31 protein-coding genes are annotated in these 25,469 nt (G+C 62.7%); 25 read left to right on the top strand and 6 right to left on the bottom strand.

Features of this window, described 5'->3' with window-relative positions; all coding sequences use genetic code 11:
- Positions 1-77: 77 nt before the first annotated feature.
- The 9 genes from nudE (at position 78) to gcvH (ending at position 6,389) form a co-directional block, all read left to right on the top strand.
- Entirely contained in the window at positions 78-641 is a 564-nt protein-coding gene (gene nudE, locus ACSYS9_RS18590; RefSeq protein ID WP_005418435.1) for an ADP compounds hydrolase NudE, read from the top strand.
- Positions 638-1,441, top strand: a complete 804-nt coding sequence (gene cysQ, locus ACSYS9_RS18585) for a 3'(2'),5'-bisphosphate nucleotidase CysQ (protein ID WP_032130106.1) — start codon at positions 638-640, stop codon at positions 1,439-1,441. The genes nudE and cysQ overlap by 4 nt, the downstream gene beginning before the upstream one ends.
- A gap of 13 nt (positions 1,442-1,454) precedes the next feature.
- Positions 1,455-2,294 (top strand): nucleoside triphosphate pyrophosphohydrolase, encoded by an 840-nt coding sequence (gene mazG / locus ACSYS9_RS18580; RefSeq protein WP_071228211.1) that lies wholly within the window; start codon positions 1,455-1,457, stop codon positions 2,292-2,294.
- Complete coding sequence (locus tag ACSYS9_RS18575; RefSeq protein WP_032130110.1) at positions 2,291-2,620, top strand: YnfA family protein; 330 nt, start codon at positions 2,291-2,293, stop codon at positions 2,618-2,620. The genes mazG and ACSYS9_RS18575 overlap by 4 nt, the downstream gene beginning before the upstream one ends.
- A gap of 241 nt (positions 2,621-2,861) precedes the next feature.
- A complete protein-coding gene (locus ACSYS9_RS18570; RefSeq protein ID WP_049422150.1) occupies positions 2,862-3,164 on the top strand; it encodes a DUF962 domain-containing protein in 303 nt (100 codons plus the stop codon).
- Between the two features lie 66 nt (positions 3,165-3,230).
- On the top strand, positions 3,231-4,190 hold the full coding sequence (locus ACSYS9_RS18565) for an SPFH domain-containing protein (RefSeq protein WP_005410704.1): 960 nt from the start codon (positions 3,231-3,233) through the stop codon (positions 4,188-4,190).
- A 1-nt stretch (position 4,191) separates the two neighbouring features.
- The gene (locus ACSYS9_RS18560) at positions 4,192-4,632 is read left to right on the top strand and encodes an NfeD family protein (RefSeq protein WP_071228210.1); all 441 of its coding nucleotides are present in this window, start codon (positions 4,192-4,194) and stop codon (positions 4,630-4,632) included.
- 155 nt (positions 4,633-4,787) lie between these two features.
- Complete coding sequence (gcvT, locus tag ACSYS9_RS18555) at positions 4,788-5,900, top strand: glycine cleavage system aminomethyltransferase GcvT (RefSeq protein WP_071228209.1); 1,113 nt, start codon at positions 4,788-4,790, stop codon at positions 5,898-5,900.
- A 93-nt stretch (positions 5,901-5,993) separates the two neighbouring features.
- Positions 5,994-6,389: a glycine cleavage system protein GcvH gene (gene gcvH, locus ACSYS9_RS18550; RefSeq protein WP_005410701.1), complete on the top strand. Its 396-nt coding sequence runs from the start codon at positions 5,994-5,996 to the stop codon at positions 6,387-6,389.
- A gap of 292 nt (positions 6,390-6,681) precedes the next feature.
- Here the strand turns inward: gcvH and ACSYS9_RS18545 are convergent, their stop codons facing one another.
- Positions 6,682-7,053, bottom strand: a complete 372-nt coding sequence (locus ACSYS9_RS18545; protein WP_177179498.1) for a hypothetical protein — start codon at positions 7,051-7,053, stop codon at positions 6,682-6,684.
- A gap of 111 nt (positions 7,054-7,164) precedes the next feature.
- Here ACSYS9_RS18545 and ACSYS9_RS18540 point away from each other — a divergent pair, with 111 nt between their 5' ends.
- The 4 genes from ACSYS9_RS18540 (at position 7,165) to radC (ending at position 11,032) form a co-directional block, all read left to right on the top strand.
- Positions 7,165-7,683, top strand: coding sequence for a hypothetical protein (locus tag ACSYS9_RS18540; protein WP_032130057.1), 519 nt, complete (start codon positions 7,165-7,167; stop codon positions 7,681-7,683).
- Between the two features lie 242 nt (positions 7,684-7,925).
- Entirely contained in the window at positions 7,926-9,128 is a 1,203-nt protein-coding gene (locus ACSYS9_RS18535; RefSeq protein WP_034018398.1) for a tyrosine-type recombinase/integrase, read from the top strand.
- Positions 9,125-10,192 carry a PDDEXK nuclease domain-containing protein gene (locus ACSYS9_RS18530; protein WP_034018401.1) on the top strand — a complete coding sequence of 356 codons (1,068 nt, stop codon included), beginning with the start codon at positions 9,125-9,127 and terminating at the stop codon, positions 10,190-10,192. The genes ACSYS9_RS18535 and ACSYS9_RS18530 overlap by 4 nt, the downstream gene beginning before the upstream one ends.
- A 330-nt stretch (positions 10,193-10,522) precedes the next feature.
- A complete protein-coding gene (gene radC, locus ACSYS9_RS18525) occupies positions 10,523-11,032 on the top strand; it encodes a RadC family protein (protein ID WP_034018403.1) in 510 nt (169 codons plus the stop codon).
- Positions 11,033-11,290: 258 nt separating this feature from the next.
- On the opposite strand, the gene ACSYS9_RS18520 is transcribed toward radC, so the two are convergent.
- The 3 genes from ACSYS9_RS18520 to ACSYS9_RS18510 are packed head-to-tail and all read right to left on the bottom strand — an operon-like array spanning position 11,291 to position 13,324.
- Positions 11,291-11,770: a toll/interleukin-1 receptor domain-containing protein gene (locus ACSYS9_RS18520; RefSeq protein WP_079391116.1), complete on the bottom strand. Its 480-nt coding sequence runs from the start codon at positions 11,768-11,770 to the stop codon at positions 11,291-11,293.
- A 21-nt stretch (positions 11,771-11,791) separates the two neighbouring features.
- Positions 11,792-12,766, bottom strand: a complete 975-nt coding sequence (locus tag ACSYS9_RS18515) for a caspase family protein (RefSeq protein ID WP_079391118.1) — start codon at positions 12,764-12,766, stop codon at positions 11,792-11,794.
- 18 nt (positions 12,767-12,784) lie between these two features.
- A complete protein-coding gene (locus ACSYS9_RS18510) occupies positions 12,785-13,324 on the bottom strand; it encodes a TIR domain-containing protein (RefSeq protein WP_238568666.1) in 540 nt (179 codons plus the stop codon).
- A 453-nt stretch (positions 13,325-13,777) separates the two neighbouring features.
- Here ACSYS9_RS18510 and ACSYS9_RS18505 point away from each other — a divergent pair, with 453 nt between their 5' ends.
- The 4 genes from ACSYS9_RS18505 to ACSYS9_RS18490 all read left to right on the top strand — a co-directional run bounded on the left by ACSYS9_RS18505 (position 13,778) and on the right by ACSYS9_RS18490 (position 18,132).
- Complete coding sequence (locus ACSYS9_RS18505; RefSeq protein WP_022960621.1) at positions 13,778-14,605, top strand: DUF932 domain-containing protein; 828 nt, start codon at positions 13,778-13,780, stop codon at positions 14,603-14,605.
- A gap of 81 nt (positions 14,606-14,686) precedes the next feature.
- Positions 14,687-16,771 (top strand): ParB/RepB/Spo0J family partition protein, encoded by a 2,085-nt coding sequence (locus ACSYS9_RS18500; RefSeq protein ID WP_034018408.1) that lies wholly within the window; start codon positions 14,687-14,689, stop codon positions 16,769-16,771.
- Between the two features lie 63 nt (positions 16,772-16,834).
- Entirely contained in the window at positions 16,835-17,044 is a 210-nt protein-coding gene (locus ACSYS9_RS18495; protein ID WP_028624810.1) for a hypothetical protein, read from the top strand.
- A 773-nt stretch (positions 17,045-17,817) separates the two neighbouring features.
- A complete protein-coding gene (locus ACSYS9_RS18490) occupies positions 17,818-18,132 on the top strand; it encodes a DUF736 domain-containing protein (RefSeq protein ID WP_034018411.1) in 315 nt (104 codons plus the stop codon).
- Positions 18,133-18,184: 52 nt separating this feature from the next.
- On the opposite strand, the gene ACSYS9_RS18485 is transcribed toward ACSYS9_RS18490, so the two are convergent.
- Positions 18,185-19,684: a hypothetical protein gene (locus ACSYS9_RS18485; RefSeq protein ID WP_034018412.1), complete on the bottom strand. Its 1,500-nt coding sequence runs from the start codon at positions 19,682-19,684 to the stop codon at positions 18,185-18,187.
- Between the two features lie 52 nt (positions 19,685-19,736).
- Entirely contained in the window at positions 19,737-20,027 is a 291-nt protein-coding gene (locus ACSYS9_RS18480; protein WP_034018414.1) for a helix-turn-helix domain-containing protein, read from the bottom strand.
- Positions 20,028-20,292: 265 nt separating this feature from the next.
- Here ACSYS9_RS18480 and ACSYS9_RS18475 point away from each other — a divergent pair, with 265 nt between their 5' ends.
- The 8 genes from ACSYS9_RS18475 (at position 20,293) to ACSYS9_RS18440 (ending at position 25,351) form a co-directional block, all read left to right on the top strand.
- Positions 20,293-20,640, top strand: a complete 348-nt coding sequence (locus ACSYS9_RS18475; RefSeq protein WP_034018415.1) for a DUF2958 domain-containing protein — start codon at positions 20,293-20,295, stop codon at positions 20,638-20,640.
- Positions 20,641-20,962: 322 nt separating this feature from the next.
- Positions 20,963-21,769 (top strand): DUF2285 domain-containing protein, encoded by an 807-nt coding sequence (locus ACSYS9_RS18470; RefSeq protein WP_034018418.1) that lies wholly within the window; start codon positions 20,963-20,965, stop codon positions 21,767-21,769.
- Between the two features lie 75 nt (positions 21,770-21,844).
- Complete coding sequence (locus ACSYS9_RS18465; RefSeq protein WP_034018421.1) at positions 21,845-22,126, top strand: helix-turn-helix domain-containing protein; 282 nt, start codon at positions 21,845-21,847, stop codon at positions 22,124-22,126.
- A 14-nt stretch (positions 22,127-22,140) separates the two neighbouring features.
- Positions 22,141-23,001 (top strand): replication initiator protein A, encoded by an 861-nt coding sequence (locus ACSYS9_RS18460; protein ID WP_034018422.1) that lies wholly within the window; start codon positions 22,141-22,143, stop codon positions 22,999-23,001.
- A gap of 289 nt (positions 23,002-23,290) precedes the next feature.
- On the top strand, positions 23,291-23,929 hold the full coding sequence (gene parA / locus ACSYS9_RS18455; RefSeq protein ID WP_034018423.1) for a ParA family partition ATPase: 639 nt from the start codon (positions 23,291-23,293) through the stop codon (positions 23,927-23,929).
- Positions 23,926-24,213, top strand: a complete 288-nt coding sequence (locus tag ACSYS9_RS18450) for a hypothetical protein (RefSeq protein WP_034018439.1) — start codon at positions 23,926-23,928, stop codon at positions 24,211-24,213. Before parA ends, ACSYS9_RS18450 begins: the two co-directional genes overlap by 4 nt.
- Positions 24,210-24,755: a DUF2840 domain-containing protein gene (locus ACSYS9_RS18445; protein ID WP_034018424.1), complete on the top strand. Its 546-nt coding sequence runs from the start codon at positions 24,210-24,212 to the stop codon at positions 24,753-24,755. Before ACSYS9_RS18450 ends, ACSYS9_RS18445 begins: the two co-directional genes overlap by 4 nt.
- The gene (locus ACSYS9_RS18440) at positions 24,752-25,351 is read left to right on the top strand and encodes a S26 family signal peptidase (protein ID WP_034018425.1); all 600 of its coding nucleotides are present in this window, start codon (positions 24,752-24,754) and stop codon (positions 25,349-25,351) included. The genes ACSYS9_RS18445 and ACSYS9_RS18440 overlap by 4 nt, the downstream gene beginning before the upstream one ends.
- The last annotated feature ends 118 nt before the right edge of the window (positions 25,352-25,469 follow it).

Below are 25,469 nucleotides of genomic sequence, written 5' to 3'. Positions count from 1 at the left end.
TTCGGGCTCATGAACATGTTGCTGCCTGCACATTCTATCGGCCCCGGCGCAGGCGCCGGCCGCCGCGGAGATTCCGCATGAACGATGACCGTGCCGGCCGTCGCTTGCCGATCATCCATCGGATCACCGATGAGGAGAACGGTCCCTTCCAGCGCCAGCACCTGGACTTGGAGTTCTCCAACGGCGAACGCCGCCGCTTCGAGCGGCTGGTCAGCCGGGGGCATGGCGCGGTGGTGGTGGTGCCGATGCTCGACGACGAAACCGTGCTGCTGGTACGTGAATACGCCGCCGGCATGCACCGCTACGAACTGGGCTTGGTCAAGGGCCGGATCGATGCCGGCGAGACCCCCGAGCAGGCCGCCGACCGCGAACTGAAGGAAGAGGCCGGTTACGGCGCGCGCCGGGTGGACGTGCTGCGCGCGATGACCCTGGCCCCGACCTACATGAGCCACCAGTCGTGGCTGGTGGTGGCGCGCGACCTGTACCCGGAAAAGCTGGCCGGCGATGAGCCGGAAGAGCTGGAAGTCGTTCCGTGGAAGCTGGCCGAGCTGGACCAGCTGATGCTGCGCGAGGACTTCTCCGAGGGACGCTCGCTGGCAGCGCTGTTCATCGCCCGCCAGTGGCTGCAGGGAACGCGATGATCAAACTGACCACGGACCTGCGCGAGACCGCCATCGCCATTGCCCAGGAAGCCGGACAGGCCATCATGCAGGTCTATGCCGACGGCTTCGACGTGCAGATCAAGGATGACAACAGTCCGGTCACCGCAGCCGACCTGGCCGCCAACCAGGTCATCGAGCAGGGCCTGCAGCAGCTGACCCCGGATCTGCCGATCCTGTCCGAGGAATCGGCGCAGGTCCCCTGGGAACAGCGCCGCCACTGGGGCGCCTACTGGCTGGTCGATCCGCTCGATGGCACCCGTGAGTTCGTCAAGCGCAACGGCGAGTTCAGCGTCAACATCGCGCTGATCTACCAGGGCGCACCGGCCTTCGGCGTGGTGCTGGCCCCGGTGACCGGCATCGTCTGGCATGCCATGCGCGGGGAGCTGGCCTATCGCCGGCAGGGCCTGCACGACACCGTGTTGCGCACCCGCACGCCGGCCACCGCACCGCTGCGGGTTGCCGCCAGCCGCTCGCACCGCTCACCGGAAACCGAGGCGCTGCTGGCGCGCATGGGCCGCATCGAGACCATCGCACAGGGCTCATCGCTGAAGTTCTGCCGGATCGCCGAAGGCGGGCTGGATGTCTATCCCCGGCTGGGCCCGACCTCCGAATGGGACACCGCCGCCGGCCAGTGCGTGCTGCACGCCGCCGGTGGCGCGGTGCTGTCGGCGGCGACCGGCAAGCCGTTCCGCTACAACCGCCGCGAGACCCTGTTGAACGGTGATTTCATTGCCCTTGGTGACACCAGCCTGCCCTGGCGCGACTGGTTGTCCGATTGACCCTGGAGACCGCATGAGCGCGCACGACACCCCCACCACCGGCAGTGCCGCCAGCAACGAATTGGAACGCCTGCTGTCGATCATGGCGCGCCTGCGTGATCCGCAGGGTGGCTGCCCCTGGGACCTGGAACAGAACTTCGCGACCATCGCGCCGTACACCATCGAGGAAGCCTACGAGGTGGCCGATGCCATCGATCGGGGCGACCTCGATGATCTCTGCGATGAGCTCGGCGACCTGCTGCTGCAGGTGGTGTTCCATGCGCGCATGGCCGAGGAGCAGGGCGCCTTCGCCTTCGCCGAGGTCGCGCGCGCGATCAGCGACAAGATGCAGCGCCGCCACCCGCACGTGTTCGCCGATGTCAGCGTCGATGACGCCGATGGGGTGACGCGTAACTGGGATGCGATCAAGCGCGCCGAGCGAGTCGCCAAAGGAGAGCAGGACACTTCCGCGCTGGCCGGCATCTCGCGTGGCCTGCCCGAATGGCAGCGAGCGGTGAAGCTGCAGTCGCGCGCGGCCAAGGTCGGTTTCGACTGGCCGGGCCCGTTGCCGGTGCTGGACAAGGCGGCGGAGGAACTGCAGGAGCTGCGCGAGGAGTTCGAGCGCGGCGATATTGCCGGCAACAAGGCGCGCCTGCAGGAAGAGCTGGGCGATCTGCTGTTCGTCTGCGCCAACCTGGCACGCCACGCCGATATCGATCTGGGTGCGGCGCTGCGCGGGGCCAACCACAAGTTCGAACGCCGCTTCCGTGCGATGGAAGCGCAGGCTGACGCCCAGGGTGGAGCGCTGGCGTCGATGGACCTGGATGCGCAGGAAGCACTGTGGCAGCACGCCAAGGCGGCGGAGAAGGCGTGAAGACGCTCGCGCTGTTCCTGCTGACCGCGCTGGCCGAAATTGTCGGCTGCTACCTGCCGTGGTTGTGGCTGCGCAAGGGCGGCAGCGTGTGGCTGCTGCTGCCGGCTGCCGCCAGCCTGGCCCTGTTCGCCTGGCTGCTGACCCTGCACCCGACCGCCAGTGGCCGGGTCTATGCGGCCTACGGTGGTGTCTACATCGGCACCGCGCTGTTCTGGCTGTGGCTGGTCGATGGCATCCGCCCCAGCCGCTGGGACCTGTTCGGCGCAGCCCTGTGCCTGGCCGGCATGGCGGTGATCATGTTCGGGCCGCGCACGCCCCCGGTGTAGCGTCGAGCCATGCTCGGCCGCTTCGGCTTTTGTAGCGTCGAGCCAGGCTCGACCGCTTCCGCTCTTATGTAGAGTCGAGCCATGCTCGACTGCAACTGGGAGGGCCAGTCGAGCATGGCTCGCCTCTACAAAGGCAGCGCGGATCATGCACTGCCTTGTCAGAATCGGCCACGCTGTCCAGGCCGCTTTCCCTCCCGGGAAGGCGCATGATGGCGGTGACCACGGCCCCCGGAACACGCACATGTCCCGCTTCGCCAGCTTCCGCGAGTTCTATCCGTTCTATCTCAGCGAGCACCGCCACCCGGTATCGCGCCGGCTGCACTTCGTCGGCAGCTGCGGCGTGCTGCTGCTGGTCGTTGCAGCGATCCTGCGCGGGCAGCCGGTGCTGTTGCTGGCCGCCCTGTTCTGCGGTTACAGCTTCGCCTGGGTCGGCCATTTCTTTTTCGAGAAGAACCGACCGGCCACCTTCCAGCACCCGCTGTACTCGTTCATGGGCGACTGGGTGATGTTCGCCGACATCCTGCGCGGGCGCGTGCCCTGGTAGCTCCGCTGTGAATGTGGCCTTCACGCGCTATGCTGGGGCCTGGACGTCATAGATAAGGAAAGCAAGATGTTCCCGACCATGTTCTTTACCGTGGTACTGGCCTTCGTGGCCGTGGTGATCCTGTTCAAGGCAGTACGGATGGTGCCCCAGGGCTACGAGTGGACCGTCGAGCGCTTCGGGCGCTACACGCACACCATGACCCCCGGCCTGCATTTCCTGATCCCGATCGTGTACGGGGTGGGGCGCAAGGTGAACATGATGGAGCAGGTGCTGGACGTGCCCAGCCAGGAAGTGATCACCAAGGACAACGCCGCCGTGCGCGTGGACGGCGTGGTGTTCTTCCAGGTACTGGATGCCGCCAAGGCCGCCTATGAGGTGGCCAACCTGGAAGTGGCGATGATCGCCCTGGTGCAAACCAACATCCGTACGGTGATCGGTTCGATGGATCTGGATGAATCGCTCAGCCAGCGCGAGGTGATCAATGCCCAGCTGCTGAGCGTGGTCGACCATGCCACCAATCCCTGGGGCGTGAAGGTCAACCGCATCGAGATCCGCGACATCCAGCCGCCGCGCGATCTGCTGGATGCGATGGCGCGGCAGATGAAGGCCGAGCGCGAAAAGCGCGCGCAGATCCTCGAGGCAGAGGGTTCACGGCAGTCGGAGATCCTGCGCGCCGATGGCGAGAAGCAGGCCACCGTGCTGGAAGCCGAAGGCCGTCGCGAAGCCGCGTTCCGCGATGCCGAGGCGCGCGAGCGCCTGGCCGAGGCCGAAGCGATGGCGACCAAGGTGGTGTCGGCGGCGATTGCCGAGGGTGACGTGCAGGCGATCAACTATTTCGTCGCGCAGAAGTACGTGGAAGCGTTCAAGGAGCTGGCCAGTTCGCCGAACCAGAAGCTGGTGCTGATGCCGATGGAGGCCAGTGGCGTGATCGGTTCGATCGCGGGCGTGGCCGAACTGGCGAAGCAGGCGCTGGCCAGCCAGGACAACAAGGCCGCCGGCAAGCGGCCGCCGCCGCTCGGAGGCTGACATGCGCTGGGAAGTCGTCGGTTGGGGCGCGCTGGCGCTGCTGCTGTTCGCGGCCGAAGCGCTGGCGCCGGGTGCGTTCATGCTGTGGATCGGCATTGGCGCGGCGGCAGTGTTCGTACTGGTTGCGGTGTTCAGCGACATTCCACTGATGTGGCAGGTGATCGCCTTCGTCCTGCTGAGTGTGGTCTCGATCCAGTGCTACCGGCGCTGGGGGCGACCGCGGGCACGGCCCAGCGATGCGCCGTTGCTCAACCGCCGTACGGAGCAGTTGATCGGCCGGGAGGTCGCATTGCAGCAGGCCATCATCGGCGGCCAGGGACGGGTCAGCATTGACGATGCGTCCTGGCAGGTGAGTGGTCCGGAGCTGCCTGCAGGTACGTGGGTGCGGGTGCGCAGCGTGCAGGGCACGGTGCTGGTGGTCGAGGCCATGGCCCAGGGCTGAGGCTGCGGTGGTTTGGCCGCGTCCGCGGGTCGTCAAGGCCAGCGGGCGCGGTCGCATGAGGTGTGCTTGCAGATGGCCGCTGCGCTGCGGCACGCCTGCGGGCGACCGATCTGGGATAATGGGGATTCTTGTTTCCTCTGCTGCCGGACCCGGTCATGACCCAGAAGACGCTGCTCAACGATACCCACCGCGCCCTTGGCGCCAAGATGGTCGATTTCGGGGGTTGGGACATGCCCATCCACTACGGCTCGCAGCTCGACGAGCACCACCTGGTTCGTCGCGAGTCGGGTGTGTTCGACGTCAGCCACATGACCGTGGTCGATCTGCGCGGTGACCAGGTCAAGCCGTTCCTGCGCCGCCTGCTGGCCAACTCGGTCGACAAGCTGAAGGTGACCGGCAAGGCGCTGTACTCGTGCATGCTGAATCCGCGCGGCGGCGTCATCGACGACCTGATCGTCTACTACCTGGGCGACGATTTCTTCCGTATGGTGGTCAATGCCTCCACCCGCGAGAAGGACCTGGCCTGGCTGCGCGAGCAGGCTGCACCGTTCGGCGTCACCGTCGAGCAGCGCCCGGACCTGGCCATCCTTGCCGTGCAGGGCCCGCAGGCACGCGACATCGTCATCGGCCTGGCCCGCGAAAGCGATCGCGCAGCGCTGGCCAAGCTGGGCCGTTTCGCCGCCCTGCAGGTGCGGTCCGATGATGGTGTCGAACTGTTTGTCGCCCGTACCGGTTACACCGGCGAAGACGGCTTCGAAATCCTGCTGCCGCAGGACGCCGTGGTCGCGTTCTGGAACCGCCTGCTGGCGGCGGGCGTGAAGCCGGCCGGCCTCGGCGCACGCGACACGCTGCGCCTGGAAGCCGGCATGAACCTGTACGGCCAGGACATGGACGAAGAGATCAGCCCGTACGAAGCGGCGCTGGCCTGGACCGTGTCGCTGGACGAAGGTCGCGACTTCATCGGCCGCGACGTGCTGGAAGCGCAGAAGGCTGCCGGCACCGCGCGTCAGATGATCGGTCTGGTGATGGACGAGAAGGGCGTGCTGCGCCATGGTCAGGCGGTGACCACCGCCGGCGGCCAGGGCGAGATCCTGTCCGGCACCTTCTCGCCGACCCTGGCCAAGGGCATCGCCTTCGCCCGTGTACCGGCCGGTGAACTGGGCGAGGTCACCGTCGACATCCGTGGCCGGCAGGTGCCGGTGCGCGTGGTCAAGTTCCCGTTCGTGCGCGAAGGCCAGGCCCAGCCCGGCGTGCTCGCCGACGCCTGATCCGAAACTGCCGATCGTCACTGACAGCAGTGGCGGCCGGTTGGTTACACTAGCCCCGTTTTTTCCACCCCTGCATATCTCTGGAGCAGTCCCATGAGCGAGATCCCCGGCGACCTCAAGTTCCTCAAGTCCCATGAGTGGGCCCGTGTCGAAGGCAATGGCCGTGTCACCGTCGGTATTTCCGACCACGCCCAGGGCCTGCTGGGTGACCTGGTCTACGTCGAACTGCCGGAAGTCGGCGCCGACGCAAAGGCTGGCGAGCAGATCGCCGTTGTCGAGTCGGTGAAGGCCGCCTCGGACGTCTACAGCCCGATCAGCGGCAAGGTCGTCGAGGTCAACTCGGCGCTGTCCGACAAGCCGGAAACCATCAATGAAGATGCCTACGGCGAAGGCTGGATGTTCGTGGTCGAACTGACCAACGCCGAAGAGGTCAACGAACTGCTGGATCCGGACGCGTATGCCGAAGCCCTGGAAAACGACGACCACTGAGTCGTCACTTCCGGGTTCTGGAACGGCCACCTTCGGGTGGCCGTTTTTGTTTTGGCGAGTGCGTCGGACTCATGACGGCGGGTTCGCTCTGCACCCTCGGCGTGGCATCAGCCGACAGACGAACGGTGCCGATCAGCGTGCGCAGTTTTGCGCAAATCCGCGTTTCCGCCCCGCGCCAAAGCGATCGAATGTGAAAACTTTTCGCCCCCCGTTGCGGCCCCGTTGTGCTGGCGTTGGCGACGGTGCCGGTGACCATCGGCGATGCACGTGCGCTGTTGTCCGGAACATGTGCCTATCTGCGCAGAGTGCTTATTTCAAGTGTTTTTTGTTCAGAGAGCGCATCGACTTCGTCGTATGCGGCGCGCGTGCGCGCCGCTTCAATGGTCGTTGCAGGGCGCGCACGGCGGTGGGGAGGGCGGCGTCCGGGATGGCGCGGATGTGAAAATTTTTCGCGGGGGTTGTTGACAGTAAAAAAAACCGTGATTAGGTTTCGCCTCAGCAGACCTTGCCTGCCCAACCGAGTGCGCAGAATCAATCGTCCGATGCGAAGCAGCCCCTTCAAGACCACCGCGACCCTGATGACGGTGGACATGGCTCCGCTTCCCCCGGAGAAATGCAAGGCAACTCCCGTTCCGATGTCCGCTCCGCCGATCGAGGCGGGCATTGCCGCATCCGTAACGGCGCGCCTGACGCGCCGGCGGTCCCCGCACGCAGCATCCGCGGGTTTGATCCACCTGGGCGTTTCAACTCCCTATCACTGACGAGGAGCCATCCCATGGCAACCAAGAAAGCTGCGAAGAAGAAGCCCGCCGCCAAGAAAGCGGTGAAGAAGGTCGCGAAGAAGGCCGCTGCCAAGAAGGCAGTGAAGAAGGTCGCGAAGAAGGCGACCGCCAAGAAGGCAGTGAAGAAGGCTGCGAAGAAGGTCGCCAAGAAGACCACTGCGAAGAAGGCAGTGAAGAAGGCGGCGAAGAAGGTAGCCAAGAAGTCCACTGCCAAGAAGGCCGTCAAGAAGACCGCGAAGAAGGCCGTCAAGAAGGTAGCCAAGAAGGCCACCAAGAAGACTGCGAAGAAGGCAACGGCCCGCAAGCCGGCCAAGAAGGTCGCGAAGAAGGCAACTGCCAAGAAGGCCGTCAAGAAGACCGCCAAGAAGGCAGTAAAGAAGACCGCGAAGAAGGCGACCAAGAAGGCTGCCCCGAAGAAGGCAGCGAAGAAGGTTGCCAAGCGCAAGCCGGCCGCCCGCAAGAAGAAGGCTGCTCCGGTCGCTCTGCCGGCAACCCCGGCGCCGCTGATCTAAGTACTTCCCGATAGCCGCATCCTGAAACCCCCTTCCCTGACTGCCCAGCGGGGAGGGGGTTTTTTTATTTCACCATGACTCCAGCACCGAACTTCGCTGGACTACGCCGCAGCCAGATACAGCAGGTTTATCAATAACTTAGGCGGATTCATCATATGCCGGTGCTTTCTGAAACTTGACCCGGCTTCCATCCGCTTGGCTCCCAACAGGCTCCTGGAAATCGGGTCTTCCGAGGAGTCATCATGGCGAAAATCAAACTCACCAAGTCCGCAGTCGATGCGGCACAAGCCCAAGCGCAGCCAGTCGAACTGCGCGATACCCTGGTTCCTGGCTTCCTGTGCAAGATCACCCCGGCAGGCCGCAAGGTGTTCATGCTCCAGTACCGCACAAACGCCGGAGAGCGGCGCAAACCTGCCTTGGGCCTATACGGAGAGCTGACCGTCGAACAGGCTCGGTCGCTGGCGCAGGAGTGGCTGGCGCAAGTGCGCCGGGGTGGAGATCCTGCCGCAGAGAAGGCTGCAGCGCGTCAGGCACCCACGGTCAAGGAGCTGTGCATCAAGTTCATGGAAGACTACTCCAGCCAGCGTAACAAGCCGAGCACGCAGGAAGGCTACCAGAGCGTCATTGATCGCAACATCATCCCGATGCTTGGCCGCATGAAGGTGCAGGATCTGAAGCGGCCTGACGTGGCTTCGATGATGAAGAAGATGGCGCACAAACCCGCCGATGCGAACCGCACGTTCAGCGTGATGCGCAAGATGTTCAACTTGGCCGAGATATGGGGCTATCGCCCTGACGGCACTAACCCATGCCGCCATGTGCCCATGTACCCGAACGGCAAGGCGACTCACCTCATCAGCGACGAGGAAATGGGCAAGTTGTTTCGCTACCTTGACCAATTGGAGGCGGAAGGCCTGGAGCATGCCGTGATCCCGTTGGCCATCCGCCTGCAATTCGAGTTTGCCGCTCGCCTTTCTGAGATCGTCTCACTCCAATGGGATTGGATTGATCTGGAAAACCGGCGGGTGGTGTGGCCTGACAGCAAGACAGGCGGTATGTCCAAGCCCATGAGCGAAGAAGCCTATCGGCTTCTTTCGACGGCGGCTCGCAATGCTACGACGCCCCATGTATTACCGTCTCCGCGTCACCCTGATCGGCATTTGACCGACGGGGAGTATTACAACGGTTGGAGCCGCACTCTCAAAGCCGCTGGCGTGACGCATGTGGGTACGCACGGCATCCGTCACCGCTCGGCGACGGACATCGCCAATTCTGGCATCCCGGTGAAGGTCGGTATGGCTCTGACAGCCCACAAGACCGTGGCGATGTTCATGCGCTACGTCCACACCGAAGACAAGCCCGTGCGGGAGGCCGCCGAGTTGGTGGCGAACCGGCGCAAGGCGATCACCGGCGCTAAGCAATCCCCTGCGGAGGTGACGGCATGAGCAGGCGCAAGGTGTCCCCCTCTTCACCAGCAGCGCCGAAGGCACTGTTGGGTGACATTCGGGCACTGATTGAGGCTGCGCACCAGCGCGCCGCCTCGGCGGTCAATGCCGAACTAACCTTGCTGTTCTGGCGCATAGGCCAGCGCATCCATACGGAAGTGCTGGCCGGGCAACGGGCCGGGTACGGCGAGGAGATCCTGCCGTCTCTGGCCGAGCAGCTTGTCCGCGACTATGGACGCAGCTTCGCGGACAAGAACCTGCGCCGGATGGTGCAGTTCGCGGCCACTTACCCCAAGGAGCCAATTGTCGTGACGCTGTCACGACAATTGAGCTGGTCGCATTTCGTAGCCTTGCTGCCGCTGAAAGACCCCCTTCAGCGGGACTATTACGCTCAGATGGCGAGCACCGAGCGCTGGAGCGTGCGGACGCTACGCGAGCGCATCGACTCGATGTTGTACGAGCGCACGGCGCTATCCCAAAAACCGGAAGAAACCATCGCGCAGGAGCTGGCGACACTGCGCGATGCAAAGCGCATGACCCCAGCACTGGTCATGCGCGATCCCTACATCCTCGACTTCCTGGGGCTGCGAGATAGCTGGCAGGAAAGCGACCTGGAGGCAGCCATCATCCGCGAAATGGAAGCTTTCCTGCTGGAGCTGGGCGCGGGTTTCTGCTTCGTTGCCCGGCAGAAGCGCATCCAGATCGACGACGAGGATTTCCACCTTGACCTGCTTTTCTACAACCGCAAGCTGCGGCGGCTGGTGGCGGTGGAATTGAAGATCGGCGAGTTCAAAGCAGCCTACAAGGGACAGATGGAGCTTTACTTGCGCTGGCTGGACAAGCACGAGCGGGAGCCGGAAGAAGCCTCGCCGCTGGGGATCATCCTTTGCACCGGCAAGAAGCGCGAACAGATCGAATTACTGGAACTGGATAAGTCAGGCATTCACGTCGCCGAGTACCTGACCAGCTTGCCGCCGCGAGCGGTGCTGGGCGAGAAGCTGCAGCAGGCGACCGAGAGGGCGCGATTGCAGATCGAGCAGCGGGAGCCTGGCGAGAAGTCCTGACAGCAGTATCCGTGCGTCCTGGCGTACCGCCGTCGGGTTCGCGGGCTGCGCCCCGCGCTTCGTGCCGAATCGCAGCCATCCGGCTGCCCCCTGACGCCTTCGGCCCTCGTGGACCTGCGCGCTCCGCTTGCCCGAAAGCCGACTGTGTGACTGGGCGGGTTTAGGCGGTCTTGCTGTTCCCTTCACCGTATCACGGTGTTCTCGCCGTCAATGGCTGCACGCGCCATGCGCGCTTGCGGCACGTTGGCCGTCTGCGACCCCTGACTGCTTGCGCTGCGCCGTGCTGGCCACGGTTCCGGGCAATTCCGCCCGTGCAACCGGAGCACGATCATGTCGCAACTTTCTCTTTCTTCCTTCGATTCCGTTCTGATGGTTCGCAGCGCGCGTGGGCGCTACCAGCCAGCTTCTGCCAATCAGATCCTCGAAGCTGCACGCTTGGTCATCGACCAGAAAATGCCGCGCGGCGAATCCTTTACATCACCGATGGCGGTAAAGGAGTATCTGGGCACCAAGCTGGCGTGCCTGGAGCATGAAGTCTTCGCAGTGCTGTTCCTTGATACGCAGCATAGGCTGATCGAGTACAGCGAGCTTTTCCGGGGCACCATCGACAGTGCATCGGTGTACCCGCGTGAAGTTCTCAAGGAGGCACTGCGGCTCAATGCAGCGGCAGCCATCATTTCTCATAACCACCCGAGCGGGAATCCCGAGCCTAGCGCAGCCGATAAGTCGCTGACGAAGCGACTTCGGGAGGCGCTGGCAATGGTGGACGTGCGCGTGCTGGATCACATCATTGTTTGCGGCACGAGCACAACATCATTTGCAGAGCATGGCTTACTGTGAGTACAGGGGCTTCGGCCCCTTTTTACGATGTTTTTTTGGTTAGGCTCTCTTATAAAAAACCGAGACGCTGCCTCGGATTTTTATATGGGCAAAGGAGGCATCTCGACTCGGTGCGGCGATAGTAGCTCTCTCACAGAGCCCTCCTGCCGGGAATCTTGAGCCATTGCGGGCTGATATGAAGCTTACGCAATGGCTCAATAATGCACTCTTGGCAGAGACTTGATTACGCCAGTGTGACAGGGGTTTCTGTCACCGCTTTTACTGCCCAAGCTTTGCTCGCAATGTTTTATAGAAGTGTCTAGTTGCATCACCTCTGAATACAGTCGTCCCAGACGAAGCTGAGTCCATACTTGCTGTTACCACGCGCCTGGCTGCTTCTTTGGATGTCTCAGCGTATTTATCCAGATCAGAAGTGCTTCTGAGATATGGCCACTTCTTTAAATAATCTGGAAGCTCGATGTTTCCGCCAAATGTAGCAAGAGGAAAGTCCTTTTCCGTTGCAACACCTATTTCCCATGGTACCCACCATGACGCCTTGGTCGCCTCAGAAACAACAGCCAATAGTTGCGTGCATTTATCAAGTTCTTTTCTGACATGCGCAGCAACATCTTCACCATTGTTAAACTTTGGATCAATTACATCTAGGTAGCAGTCAATATTGTGATTATTCTTCAAGTGGCCTTGTATCCTCAAGGCTAATGCCGAGTCCAACTGCTGATGGGATAAAAATATCTTCATGCCCCCTCCTTTGGATGCAATTTACAAACGTTGTTTTTCAGCAAGAAGTCGGTAGTGCTCGCCTAGTACTGTCAATTTGCAGGACTTGCTTTGCATGGCAGCGTGCCACATGTGTGGTGCATTGACAGGCGCAACCAAGTTAAGGCGATTGTATCGCTGGAGTAGCGCGAATTTCCGCGTATTTTCAGGGTCTGGCGGAGGCATGCCGGGATCTCTACCCTTAAGTTCTGGCTCGAACGTAGGGTCAAGCTTGTATTCAAACCCACGTTGAGGGAAAAATTCAGTTATGCGTCTGAGATCATCAAGAGAGATCGGCGGATTGACCTTTCGAAGCGAGACGAATTGCCGGACGTTAGTTTTAAAAATCGGACGTTGTTCCCAAGCCCCCAGGGATTGGTCAACATGTGCATAAATGCTGCCCGGGGTGATGTCTCCAGTAAGGTTGGCCGCCCCTCCATGAAGAGCATCTACCAACAGGGTTGTGAATACGCCCCTACCATTTTCTTCCGTTGCATATTGATCAGCTGCTGAAGCAGTCAGGATCGTCAAACCTTCAGACAAACTGGCAAGCTCTCCTGCGACTGGAGGTGTGCCGGCTATTCCGGAATGGCAGCTATCAAGGATGATTATCTTGTTGCGTGCTGGCGATTTATTTGCCAATGCGAGGACTTCCGACAGCGATAGACCTTCGTCACCACGGCGAGAGTCCGTCGCCAGCAAATATCCTCCAGTTGCTTCAATATGCCCATGACCAGCAAAATAAAAAAGAGCAATATCAGCTTGCGCCTTGAAAAGCTCCTCAACCCGATCTTTTAATAAAGACCGTTCGACGCGATCTGTTGGGCCAGTCCCGGTGAACATTTTGCAATCGAAGTTGACGGAGCCATCCCCATGACGAGCTAGGACAGCTTGCACCGCGTGAGCGTCATCGACACATCCATATAAAGAGCCACCATGCTCGTAATGATTTATGCCAACGATAAGAGCTATGCGCATAACGTCACTCCGCGTATGTCAGAGACCGTTGATAAAGTTCTTTATGGCATCCCATGTCCATACGACAGTGTTTACGCCTTCAATTTTTGTCCTGTCATCGGAATAGGCCCAGATGCCCAGCACCTTTTTCCCCTCCTCACGTGCGCATGCAATCTCCCATTTCTGCCCGCTTGACGCCAAGGAGTTCTTGCTAATCAAGGCGATCACGCCATCCGATCGGCGAATTCGGGTACGGACTTTGTCTTTCCATTCCGACGCATAGGCTTCCTTGACTGACATATCTATGTATTCGAAAGGGGAATTTGTAAGAAGTGATTGACCTTTCAAAAAGTCCCTTTGCCTTTCGTCTTCAATAGCGAATGCAACGAAAATAACTTTCTTGTCTGCCATGTGATCCTCTTTTGCCGAAATGGTGTTGGAGTGCCTGTCGCGATACTTCGTATCGAATGTAACAGATATTTCGATATTAATCGTGTCGGACGCATAAGGCTGAAGGAACAAACATGGCGGGCGTCCCCGGCCCAAAAGCATGGCCGGTCGCGCTGTCGTGCCGCGCATCGAGCCTCGTTGCACGAGTCTCGCCCCTGTTCGGGCTTCCATCGTTCCCTCGCTCCGCTCGGCTGACGCCTACGGCCCGGCTTCCAGCTTCGGGCCTGCGCGCTTCGCTTGCGTGCGGTCTGCACATCGTGGCGGCCGTTGCCATGTCCAGCCGTCTCTCCTGACTCCATCACCTTGCTCGCGACTGTAGCCCGTGGCCGCGTGCCATCAAGGCGCGCCAGGCCGTGTCCTCGGCTGCGCCTGCGGGCCGCACCAACCTGTCGCTTTTCTCCTTGACGGCCCACGTCCGTGGGCTCCTGACCGTCGCGGGCGATGAACTCAGGAAAGACGGTGGCAACAGGGCCAACCGGGTTCCTCGTGCCAACCGCACCGAACAGCCGAAAGGCTGGGCTCCGAATCTAGGAATCCGGTGTGCGGTTTGAACAGCAAACCCTTTTCGTCAGGAGAAAGACCATGCTTGCATCCCGTTTTGCTTCCCGTTCCCCGGTACTGCGCAGCGATTCCCCGCTGTCCGATGACCAGATTCACCGCGTGGCCCCGTCCATCTTTGCGGAAGCCCCCCACGAAAGCCGTTCCCAGCGTTACGCCTATATCCCCACCGCCACGGTGCTGACCGAACTGCGCAAGGAAGGGTTTCAGCCTTTCATGGTGACGCAGACCCGCACCCGCCACGAAGACCGGCGCGACTACACCAAGCACATGATCCGGCTGCGCCATGCCAGCCAGATCAACGCCCGAGGCGAAGCCAACGAAATCATCCTGCTGAACTCGCACGATGGCACCAGCAGCTACCAGATGCTGGCCGGAATGTTCCGTTTCGTGTGCAGCAATGGGCTGGTGTGCGGCGATACCGTGGCCGATGTGCGCGTGCCGCATAAGGGCGACGTGGCCGGACAAGTGATCGAAGGTGCCTATCAGGTGCTGCACGGGTTTGACCGTGCGCTGGAATCCCGCGAATCCATGCAGGCCATCACGCTGGACGAAGGCGAGGCCGAAGTATTCGCCCGCGCCGCGCTGTCGCTCAAGTACGACGACCCGGATAAGCCCGCACCCATCACCGAATCGCAAATCCTGATGCCGCGCCGGTTCGACGACCGCCGCCCGGACTTGTGGAGCGTGTTCAACCGCACCCAAGAGAACCTGACCAAAGGCGGTTTGCATGGGCGCAGCGCCAACGGACGCCGCCAGCAGACCCGCCCCGTGCAGGGCATTGATTCCGATATTCGCCTCAATCGCGCTCTGTGGCTGCTGGCCGACGGCCTGCGCCAGTTGAAAGCCTGATTCCCCTGCGCGGCAGGGGCAGGCAGCAACCCTTGCCGCGTCATTCGCTGCTGCATTCCATCATCGCAAGGAGTTTTCACCATGAACGCCATCAACCACACCGAAGCCCAAGCCATCCACGCCGCAGCCAGCGCCGCGCCTGCCGTGCTGCTGGAAGCCGCCGACCCGAGCAAGAATCTGATTCTTGTGCCGCTGTCGCGGCTGGTATCGCGCCCTACGGGCCGCAACGTGCGCAAGACCCCGCGCATGTCGATTCCTGAACTCGCCGCCAGCATCCAGCGTGTCGGCCTGCTGCAAAACCTGATCGTCACCGCGACCACTGATGGCGAGCGTTACGAAGTCGTGGCCGGAGGCCGTCGCCTTGCCGCTCTCAAGCTGCTGGCGAAGAAGCGCCGCATCAGCAAAGAATGGGATGTGCCTTGCCTGCTGGTGGCCGATGGCACCGCCCGCACCGCCAGCCTGACCGAGAACGTGCAGCGCGAAGCCATGCACCCCGCTGACCAGTTCGAGGCATTCGCCGCGCTGGTGGCCGAAGGCCGACCCATCGAGGACATAGCCGCAGATTTCAGCGTCACACCGCTGGTGGTGCAGCGCCGCCTGAAACTCGCCAACGTGTCGCCGCGCCTGCTGGCCGACTACCGGGCCGAGGCCGTGAGCCTTGACCAGTTGATGGCCCTTGCCATCACCGACGACCACGCCGCGCAGGAAGCCGCGTTCTACGATGCGCCGACATGGCAGCGCAGCCCGCATAACCTGCGCGACCGCCTGACCGAGCGCGAGATTGATGCCCATCGGCATCCGTTGGTGCGCTTCGTTGGGCTGGACACCTACGAGGCCGCAGACGGTGGCATCCGCCGCGATCTGTTCGCGGAGGCCGATAGCGGCGTGTATCTGACCGATGCCACGCTGCTGGAACGGCTGGCGCAGGACAAGCTGGCCAGCCTTGCCGCCGAGGTGAAGGCCGAAGGCTGGGCATGGGTGGATGCCACCACCGGCACGACCTATGCCGACCTGCAAGCCTTCCAGCGCGCCCCGAGACAGCGCCGCAGCCCGGATAAGTGCGAAGCCCAACGCATCGAGAAGCTGCAAACCAAGATGCAGGCGTTGGCCGAGGCCGTGGATGCCGCCCTGGACGCCGACGATGAAGACAAGGCCGATGCCTTGCAGGAAGAAGGCGAACACCTGGGCGAACAGTTGCAGGCGCTGGAAGATGGCTTGCTGGACTACGGGGAAGCCGTCAAAGCTGCCGCCGGTGCCATCGTCACCATCGACCGCAACGGCGAGGCCGTGATTCATCGTGGCCTGCTGCGCGAAGCCGAGGCCAAAGCACTGCGCACGCTTGAACGGCTGCGGCAGGGTTTCGGCAGCGAGGGCGAAGCTGGGAACGACGACACAGGCGAGCAAGCCGACGACGCCCCCAAGCCCGCCGCCATGTCCGACCGGCTGGCGCAACGCTTGAGTGCCCACCGTACCGCCGCGCTGCAGATCGAAGTGGCCCGGCATCCGCAGGTGGCGCTGGCCGCACTGGTGCATGGCATGGCGCAGACCGTTTTGCAGGGCAGCTACTACGGCCACGATCTGCCGCTGGGCGTGAAGCTGACCCAGCAAGATCGGCTGGAAGGCATGGCCCCGGACTGGCCGGAATCGCCCGCCGCCGTGGCACTGCGCGAACTGCAACAGGTAGCGGGTGAAGCCTTGCCGGAGGACAGCGCCGAACTGTTCGCCGCACTGCTGGCGAAGCCGCAGGATGAACTGGTTCGCCTGCTGGCCGTATGCGTGGCATCCACGGTCGATGTGGTGACACCCCGCGCCACGCAGCACCAACCGGGCGCCGAACTGGCGCAGGCCGTGGCGCTGGACATGGCGGCATGGTGGCAACCGACCGCAGACGGCTATTTCCAGCATGTGCCGAAGGCCGCGACTCTGGAAGCAGTGGGCGAATTCGCACCGGAGCACGTCACCCGGCTGGCGAAGTTGAAAAAAGGCGACATTGCCAGCGAAGCCGAGCGGCTGGCCGATGGCACCGGCTGGATGCCTGCCATCTTCGCCGCCGAAGCCACGCAGCAGACCGTGCAGGAGGTGGTGACGGACGAGGCAGTCGAAGCACCGAATGAAGTCGCCGCCGTGGCGGATGAGCAGACGCGAGCCGAGGCATTGGCCGCTTGACCCCGCACCACAGATAGCGCCCCGGTTCCTTTGCGGGGCGCTATCATGCCGAGGACTCCCCCCATGAGCCACGACACCACGAACCGCCCGCGCATGGCCGCGACTTACGCCCCCGGCACGGTACGCGCCCGCCGCTGGCATGGCGATAGCGACGTGCGCGGCTATCGTCCGCCTCGCGGCTGGACAGCCCGTGCCGACCTGACCGACCTACACCCCATTACGGGCCGCGCCTTGCCGCGTGCCGTGTGGTGGATCATCGAAACCAAAGAATAGGAAGCCCCCCGCGCCCAAGCCGTTCCGTCTTGGGCGCGGGGAATGCCGAAAATCCGGGCACGGCGGTGGCCGCGCCCGGTTTCAAGGCTCAAAGCCAAAACGCCCCTTTGCCGCCTTCGGTCAGGCGGTAAAGGGGCCGCGCACAAGTCGCCTTGTGCGCAAAAGCCATTGAGGCCATGCAAGTGCAGCGGCGCACGCGCCGCCGACATTCCGACAGCACCTCGCCGCAATGGGCGGCGCTTGTGGGCCTACGCCCCGGCTTGCTGCGGCAGGTTGCTCGAAAGCGTGCCGTGCTCGACGCTGGCGGTTCTTTGCCTGTACGTCACGAAGGACGGTTCACCGACACGCCACATAGCCTCGATTTGGAACTTCCACGCCACGCATCAAGCATGTGGCCGCAAGTTGTGGCAGGAGCGCTCGTACCTTGTTGCTGGGGCATTGACCTGGCCGCGTCAGGGAACAAGCCGGTGAAGTTGTCATGCGAGGATGCCGAGTCGGCCATGTTTCCATTCGGGAGCGGGCGGCCCGTGCGTCCTTGTCTTGTTGCGAATCCTGGCGGTGGCGCGGCTGCGCCTTGGGCTTTATGACCGCAACCTGGAGGCGAAAACAATTTCCCCTGCGCTGCGCGCATTCCTCGCGGCACAAATTCTTTTCGCTTCCAGGCGCTCCACTGCGTTGCGCCCGCAAGCGGTGCAGCCAGCCCGTCCCCCGCCGGTCGGATCACAACAGGACGCGATGGGCGCGAACCCTGTTCAATCGAAAGGAAATTCATCATGGCAAACATCGGCACCTTCACCGCAGAGAAAGACGGTTTCACCGGCACGCTTCGCACTCTGACACTCAATGTCAAGGTCAAGCTGGTTGCCAACCCCAAGGGCGAGAACGAAAGCGCACCCGACTACCGCCTGCAAGCGGCTGGCCACGACATCGGCGCAGCGTGGAAAAAGACCAGTGAGGCCGGACGCCCTTATGTGTCCGTGACCCTTGATGATCCATCGTTCCCTGCAACGGTCTATGCCCGCCTGATCGAAAACGAGGATGGCACGCATGCCCTGATCTGGTCACGCAGCAAGCCCAAGGCGGCGTAACCACCTCAGCGCCTCGCCCACTATGGCGAGGCGCTTGGCCTACCTGCTCACTTCATTGGGGGTCAGCGAATTTACCAAACACCTGCAAGACAGGCGCCAGCACCAACTGGCCCACGGAATAAAGGCCCGGCCCTCTGCCCATGAGTTCCGCAATTCGTTCCTCGTGGAGTACGCCTGCCGCGCAGTCTTGCTCCATCTGTGCAACCAATGCGGCTTTGGCCAGGGCCAACGTGGCCTCTGCCTGCTGCGATAGGCCGCTCGCTGATTGAGCGTCATACGCAATCAGGTTATCGAGCACTGGGGTAATATTTTCCATGCCGCCTTTGACCATTTCCGCCCGTAAGCCTTCAACGACAGCAGTGACCAAGCGCCAAATTTGCTGTGGTTGCTGGTCAAGTTCCTTTTCGATCAGTGTTCGCGCCTCAAATAGCGACAACGTGGAACATGGCGCGAGCGCCGTACTCATGGTGCGCGCCAGCTTGAGGAGTTGATGTTCTTCCAAGCGTTCCAGCAGGTTTGCGAACGCACGCTGTTGCGTGCCGTCGGCGAGCGCATTCGCAAGCCCTTCGGTAGCGTGTTCCGGCACTTGAACGCGGCTTGGCGCTAAGAGCACCTGATGTTTGTCGATATCGTGTGGCGGATGCTCCGCGAGAGGATCAATGTCCACTGTCACTTCGCGCGTGGCGGAACCCTGCGGTGCCGTGCCCAGGTGTACGGAAAAGTTTAAAGCGGAGAACAGCGCGACACGGCCGTAAATTTGGCCGTCGAAGCCATCAACGCCGACCGTCACTCGATGCCCAAATTCAAACTTGTTGGCGCGCGCTCCGGCGGGCGGGCTGAAATCCCACCAGATCGGTGCCGTGCCTCCAAAGGGCTCCAGCGCAACCGTCACCGCCGCGCGTGCTTTGATCAATTCCTCGCGCTCTTCCGGCTGCTGTTCGCAGCCGCCCAGCGCTGCGACCTTGGCGATGGCTTGCGTGTAGTTGATGAAGTTGAAAAGCGTCCCTGATCGCGCGAGCTCTGGGAATTCCTGCGCGAAGAATGTCTGCGTCATGTACGCGATGGCGCCCAGACCACAGGCACCGCCAAATTTGCGCTTATGGTGAATGGAGCCGGTGATATACGGCCGAGCGGAGGGCTTCGACAAGGGTGTCCACTCGTGTCCATCGTCCTCCATCTTGTTTGCGAACTGTTTGACGGACTGCTGGTTGGGAAATGCCAGATGCAACTCTTCACCTTCGCCAACTGCTGTGCGGGAGATGATACGGGGCTTCGTGAATTTGATCTCCTTGGCAGAGATCGAAACGGTCTCTCCCGTCAGCGTATGCTCGCCATAGGCAGTTTTGGGGTGCTTGGAGTGATCCGGCCGAACGCCCAAGTATGCATTGAGGAAGTCGAGCTGCTCGGCAATCTCATTGACGAGACCCGAATAGCTGTTGTCGTGCTTGGGGCAATAGATGCCGGAGTTGACCCGCCGGCCTCCAAGAGACGCCGGAAAAACGTGCTCCCCAGAGCCTGCGGCCTGTCCGCACACGATGCATGTCTTCGCCATTGAGTTCCTTTCCAAAGTTGCACCACGCCAAGCGAAGCTATGCGATGCAGAGTCAATTAGGTACTTCGCCCAGGACTTCTTCAACGGCCCCCATCAAGTGGGCGACGCTGAGCCCCAGCGCACGCGCGATCTTGAAAATAATCGCCAGCGTGGGCATGTGTTCGCCGCGCTCAATCTTGCCCATGTGAGAACGCTCGATACCGGCTTGATGTGCCAAGGTTTCCTGCGCCACGCCTTGCTCGACCCGCAGTGCGCGCACCGCCGCGCCGAAGGCCTGGGCCAGCTCGGCGTCGAAGGTGGTGGAGCCGGCCGGTCGGCCGCGCTGGACGGTTCGCTTCTGCATAGACAGAAGCGTCGATTCACAGCACAATTAAAACCACGTTATATTTAACTCATTCATCCAATATCAACTGTTTTTGTGCCTTTACTGAAAACCGCATCGGCGGCTTTCTTCAAAAGCGGAGAGCCTGTTCCGTGTCTTTCCTGACTTCCGTGCATGTGCCTTCGTGTTTCTACGTCTCTGCGGATACGTGGGGTTGCGCATTGGTGCTTTCGTGGGAAGGCGTGAAAGCGTCTCTGATGCTTTGTGTATCCGTGGAAGTGCAACCATGACCGCGCTCATCACCGCCAACGAGCGCACGCACTTGCTGGCCAACGGCCACGCCCGCGCCGCCGGGCAGGACACCGACCCGCTGCCTGTGGTGCGCCTGTTCACGCCAGATGCGCATGCCACTTGGCTGCTGGCTTCGCTCGACCCAGCCGATGGCGATACTGCCCACGGCCTGATCGACTTGGGGATTGGCATGCCTGCACTGGGAACGGTGAAGCTGTCCGACCTGGCCGCCATCGTCGGGCCGCGCCAGCAGTCCGTGATGCGGGATCGCTACTTCCAGCCGGTGCGGCGGCTGTCGGAATACCTGCGGCTGGCCGAAGACAACAGCTCGATCACCGATTGAGGGCCACCGCGAAACGGTGGCGCAATGTGTCTATTTCGGTCTGGTCTGTGACCCGTTAGGTCTGAATCGGCAGTGTTGCACCGCAGTGGTGCGTGCCAGATCGAAACGGTCATGATGCCTGGCGCGGGCTGCGGCAAGCTGACCGACGCGGCATGCCATTGGAGTGCGTTGCCGCCGTCGCACTCGGACGATTTCAGCAACGCATCGGAGTTCATCGGTCTTGACACTGCCAGTTTACGCTTCACCCATGACGTTTTGACGATGGCCTCGTAGCACGCCGTTTCGCCGTGGCGACGCATCCCCAGCACAGGGAGGTTGCCTCATGGCTGATCGCAGTGCCGAGCCGTGGTATGCCACGGCGGCCTATCTCTATGTTCTGCATTTGGATGGCCCGGCGCTGGCCTGGGAGTACCTGCGCCGTCATCCAGACTATCGGCACGACTGGCTGCGCTATCGTCGCCAACCGGATGCTGCCGGGCATTGGGGGCTGCGCCTGCTGGAAGATCCCGCCCTGGATGCGCGGGACGCGCACCCGGCCTGGTTCCCCGATCACGATGCCGTGGTGCAGCTCTACCCCGACGCCGATCCGCCGCCCGATGCCTTGTGCTTTGAGTTCTGGAAGCTGCCGGGCCACAAACACCTGATCCATGACGGCAAGCGCCTGGTGCTGGTGGCGCGCTGGCCCGGCTGCTGCCTGCGTTTCGTTCTCGCACCAGGCTTGGCTGATGGCATGGCGTACGCCTATGCCATCCGGGCCTGCGCCGCGCCTTGCGAACGCTATGCGGCCTTGGCGAGCGAATTGAACAAGATCGCCGTAGCAGCCGGTGCCGTACCTGCGGCGACCGTCCGGCCACGTCCGTCGCTGTCCGCATTGCTGGAACTGCACACGCTTCAGGCGCTGGACGCAACCCTGGCGGGTGCGTCCTTGCGGGAGGTGGCCGAAGGGCTGTTTGGTGTGGATGCCGTTGCCGCCGACTGGCACGCCGACAGCGCTCTGCGCGCCCGCGTGCGGCGGCTGGTGCGACGGGGCGATGGGCTGATGCGCGGCGGTTATCGCCGTCTGGCACAGCTTCCGGCTGTCACTTCGCATGAGGGGGGACGTTTCGCATCCCCTGCAGAACGTCCCTGAGCAAGAGTCCCAAGTTTCTTGAGACTGCCTCCATCCGGCTGCGCTGTGTGGCCGGGCTTGATGGAGGTACATCCCATGCGACCCGCTCCCTTGTGGCCTGCCGCCGCTCCCGTTGCCACACCCGCACAACCCCAGCGCTATCTCACCAACGATGAAGCTGCCGATTACCTGCGCCTGTCACCGCGCACGCTGGAGAAACAGCGCGTCATTGGTGGTGGCCCGAAGTTCCGCAAGTTCGGTCGCCGTGTCATGTACGCCGTGGCCGACCTCGATGCCTGGGCGGAAACGCGCAGCTTCGAGACCACTTCCGACCCCGAATATGCCGAGCACCACTCGGCTGACAGCCGTGCGCGCTGATCGGCGCATCGCCGGTGGCCATCTCCATGTCCCGCCCACCAGGGCACGCCTTGCAGCAGCGCGAACAGCTCGACCTGTTCCGAGCTCTGCCGGGCGAGGACATGGCACCGCGCGATGCCCAGGACTTGATGGCTTATCCGTTCTTCTCGCTGGCGAAGTCGCGGCGCACCGCGCCGATCGACTTTCGCAGCGGCAACATCACCATTCGCGTGGAAGGCACGCAGGAGCATGGCATTGCCACGATCTGGGATGCCGACATCCTGATCTGGGCGGCCAGCCAGATTGTCGAAGCCAAGGACGCGGGCATCCAGCCCTCTCGGCGGATGCAGGCCACGCCCTACGAGATCCTGCGCTTCATCGGGCGCGGCAAGTCGCTGCGCGACTACCAGCGTCTCAAGGCCGCGCTCGACCGGCTGCAATCGACCACGGTGGCCACGTCCATCCGCGAAACGACGGGAAGGCGCTTGCACCGCTTTTCGTGGATCAACGAATGGAAGGAACTGGCCGATGCCAACGGCACACCGCTGGGCATCGAACTGATCCTGCCGGACTGGTTCTATGCCGGCGTGCTGGACGCCGCCCTGGTGCTGACCATCGACCCGACGTATTTCCGCCTCACGGGCGGCATCGAGCGCTGGCTGTACCGCCTGGTGCGCAAGCATGGCGGGAGGCAGGAATACGGCTGGCAGTTCGACTTCCGGCATCTGCACCGCAAGTCGGGCAGCAGCACGCGGTTTTCGGATTTCGCCTACGACTTGCGGGCGCTGGTTGCCCGGCAATCGCTGCCGGGCTACGAGCTGGGAATCGTGCGGATTCCCGAGGACGACATGGAATTGCTGACCTTCCGGCCCGTGCCGCAGACGGCACGGGGATAACAGCGGGACAAGCTGTGGATGGGGTCGTGCTATCAGGAGTAAGGGGTGTCGTGCTATCAGGAGTACGCCTATCGTGCTATCAGGAGTACGAAAACGCCGGAAAGCCAGTAACGGCGCGGGTTTGCGATCCCTCTAACATTACTAACTTAAATTCTCTAACTATTGATAGAGAAACAGCATTGCGGTGGACAAGTGCCGCAGGCCGAAAAACCGGCCAGGAAAAGCCGCAAAAATCACCCCGTTCGGCACGGCAAAAACAGTCCGGTCTTCCAAGCTGGAGGGCCGCGCCATGATCGTTGCCTTGCTCAACCAGAAAGGCGGTGTCGGCAAGACCACGCTCGCCACGCACATCGCTGGCGAACTGGCGCTGCGCGGCCAGCATGTCGTCCTGCTGGATGCCGATCCGCAGGGTTCCTCACTGGACTGGACGCAGCGCAGAAGCCAGCAGGGCTTGCCCCGGCTTTTCAGCGCAGTGGGCCTGGCACGCGAAACACTGCACCAGGAAGCCCCAGAACTCGCCAGACGGGCCGATCACGTCATCATCGACGGGCCACCCAGGATTGCCGCCTTGGCGCGTTCTGCGCTGCTGGCGGCCGAACGGGTGCTGATCCCGGTACAACCCAGCCCCTACGACCTGTGGGCCAGCGCCGAGATGGTGGCGCTGATCCGTGAGGCCCAGGTGTTCCGGCCTGCGCTAAGCGCGGCCTTCGTCATCAACCGGCGCGTCAGCACAACGGTAATCGGGCGCGAAGTACGACAAGCCTTGGCCGAACAGCCGTTGCCAGCGCTGCGCAGCGAGGTGCGCCAGCGCATCGTCTTTGCCGACAGCGTGGCTGCGGGTCGATTGGCGCGGGAGACGGCCCCCGATAGCGCGGCGGCGCAGGAAATCACCGCGCTGGTCGATGAGCTGCTGCGGTGGCCGTCATGAGCGACAACAGCAACCCACCCAACAGAAAACGCCCGGCCAAGCGGGTCGGCATCGGCGCGCGTCCGCCCGCCAATCCGCACGCCGAGGCTTGGATTCGACAGGGCGACGCGGATGCGCTCAACAAGGGCGACCTCTACACCGCTCGCCTGACCCTCGACATCACGCCCGCCATGCGGGCGCGCATCAAGGTGTCGGCCTTCACGCAAGGCGTGACCGTGGCCGACTTGCTGCGCGGTTTGCTGGAGCGCGAGTTTCCAGAACACCGCAGGGAGAACACGCCATGACCACATCCTCATTGTCTGCTGCCGCACCTGCCGCCATCGCGGCCACGGCTGCGCGCACATCACCTTCCAGCCAACCCGCCAGCGCGCCGTTGACGCGCGTATCGCTCGCCTACATCGAACCACGTTTCAAGCTCTACCTGCGCTTCGGCCAACCAGCGCGCACGCTCCAGCTAGATCGCTGGCGGCGCTGTGCCATGTTCATGCCGGGTGCAATGCTCTGCCGCGTTCGTTGGCAGGCCAACGACTACGGCACGATCCGCTGGCAGCTCATGGTGATGCAGGCTGCTACACCGCTTGATGCCGTGCAACGCATCCCCGGCGTGCAGCCAGGCGCGTGCCTGCTGCTGCATGCCGAAGGTGACGCCAATGTGCGTGCTGTGCTGGAACGCATCGACGGCATTGAGGCGCTGGGTATCTCTGCCATCGACGTGTCGCCCGCGTACTGGCGCACGCTCGCCAACCGGCTCGCCGCGCATTCGCCGCTGCCCGAATACACCGCCGAGCGGCACGCCGCCTGGCTGGCCGGGAGGGCGCCGCCATGACGGCCCATCCCACCACCGCACACACACACAAAGCCGCGCCGCTTCCTCGCTCGCGCCTGCGTGCTCGCCTCGTGCTGGCGAGCTTCGCCGCCGTCGGTCTCGCTGCGCTGGCCTGGGCGGCTTTCGTGCAGCCGCTGCCGCGCTTGATCTACAACCCGTCTGACAGCGTTCCGGTCGGCTGGTATCGCGTCGATCCGCAGCGCCACGGCGCCGATTCGCTGCCGCGTCCCTTGTCCGTGGGCAGCGTCGTCCTGACCACATTGCCGCCAGATGTAGCTGCGCTCGCTGCGCAGCGCGGCTACCTGCCGACTCGCGTTCCGCTGCTCAAGCGTGTGGGCGCGGTCGCGCCGCAACACGTCTGCATCGTCGCTGGTCAGGTACGCATCGACGGCGTGCCGATGGCCGCTGCGCTGCCTGCCGACCGGCTGGGCCGGCCGTTGCCATCCTTGCAGCTTTGCCGTCGCCTTGAGGCGGGCGAACTGTTCCTGTTGAGCGTGACCAATCCGGCATCGTTCGACAGCCGGTATTTCGGGCCGGTCAGCGCATCCGCCGTGATCGGCGTTGCGCATCCGGTCTGGATGGAGGCACGCCCATGATGGCCGCCAATTCACTGCACGTTGCCGTGCCTCTTGTCGTGCTATCAGGTGCGTCGTTCTGCAGGTCTTCGGCGTGCCGTCGCGCGTGCAGTGCGCGTGCATTCGCACCGCACTTCGC

This window comes from Stenotrophomonas sp. STK17_22, from assembly GCF_051983905.1.
GTDB classification, from domain to species: Bacteria; Pseudomonadota; Gammaproteobacteria; order Xanthomonadales; family Xanthomonadaceae; genus Stenotrophomonas; species Stenotrophomonas maltophilia_A.
This window is presented reverse-complemented; position numbering and strand designations above follow the sequence as displayed.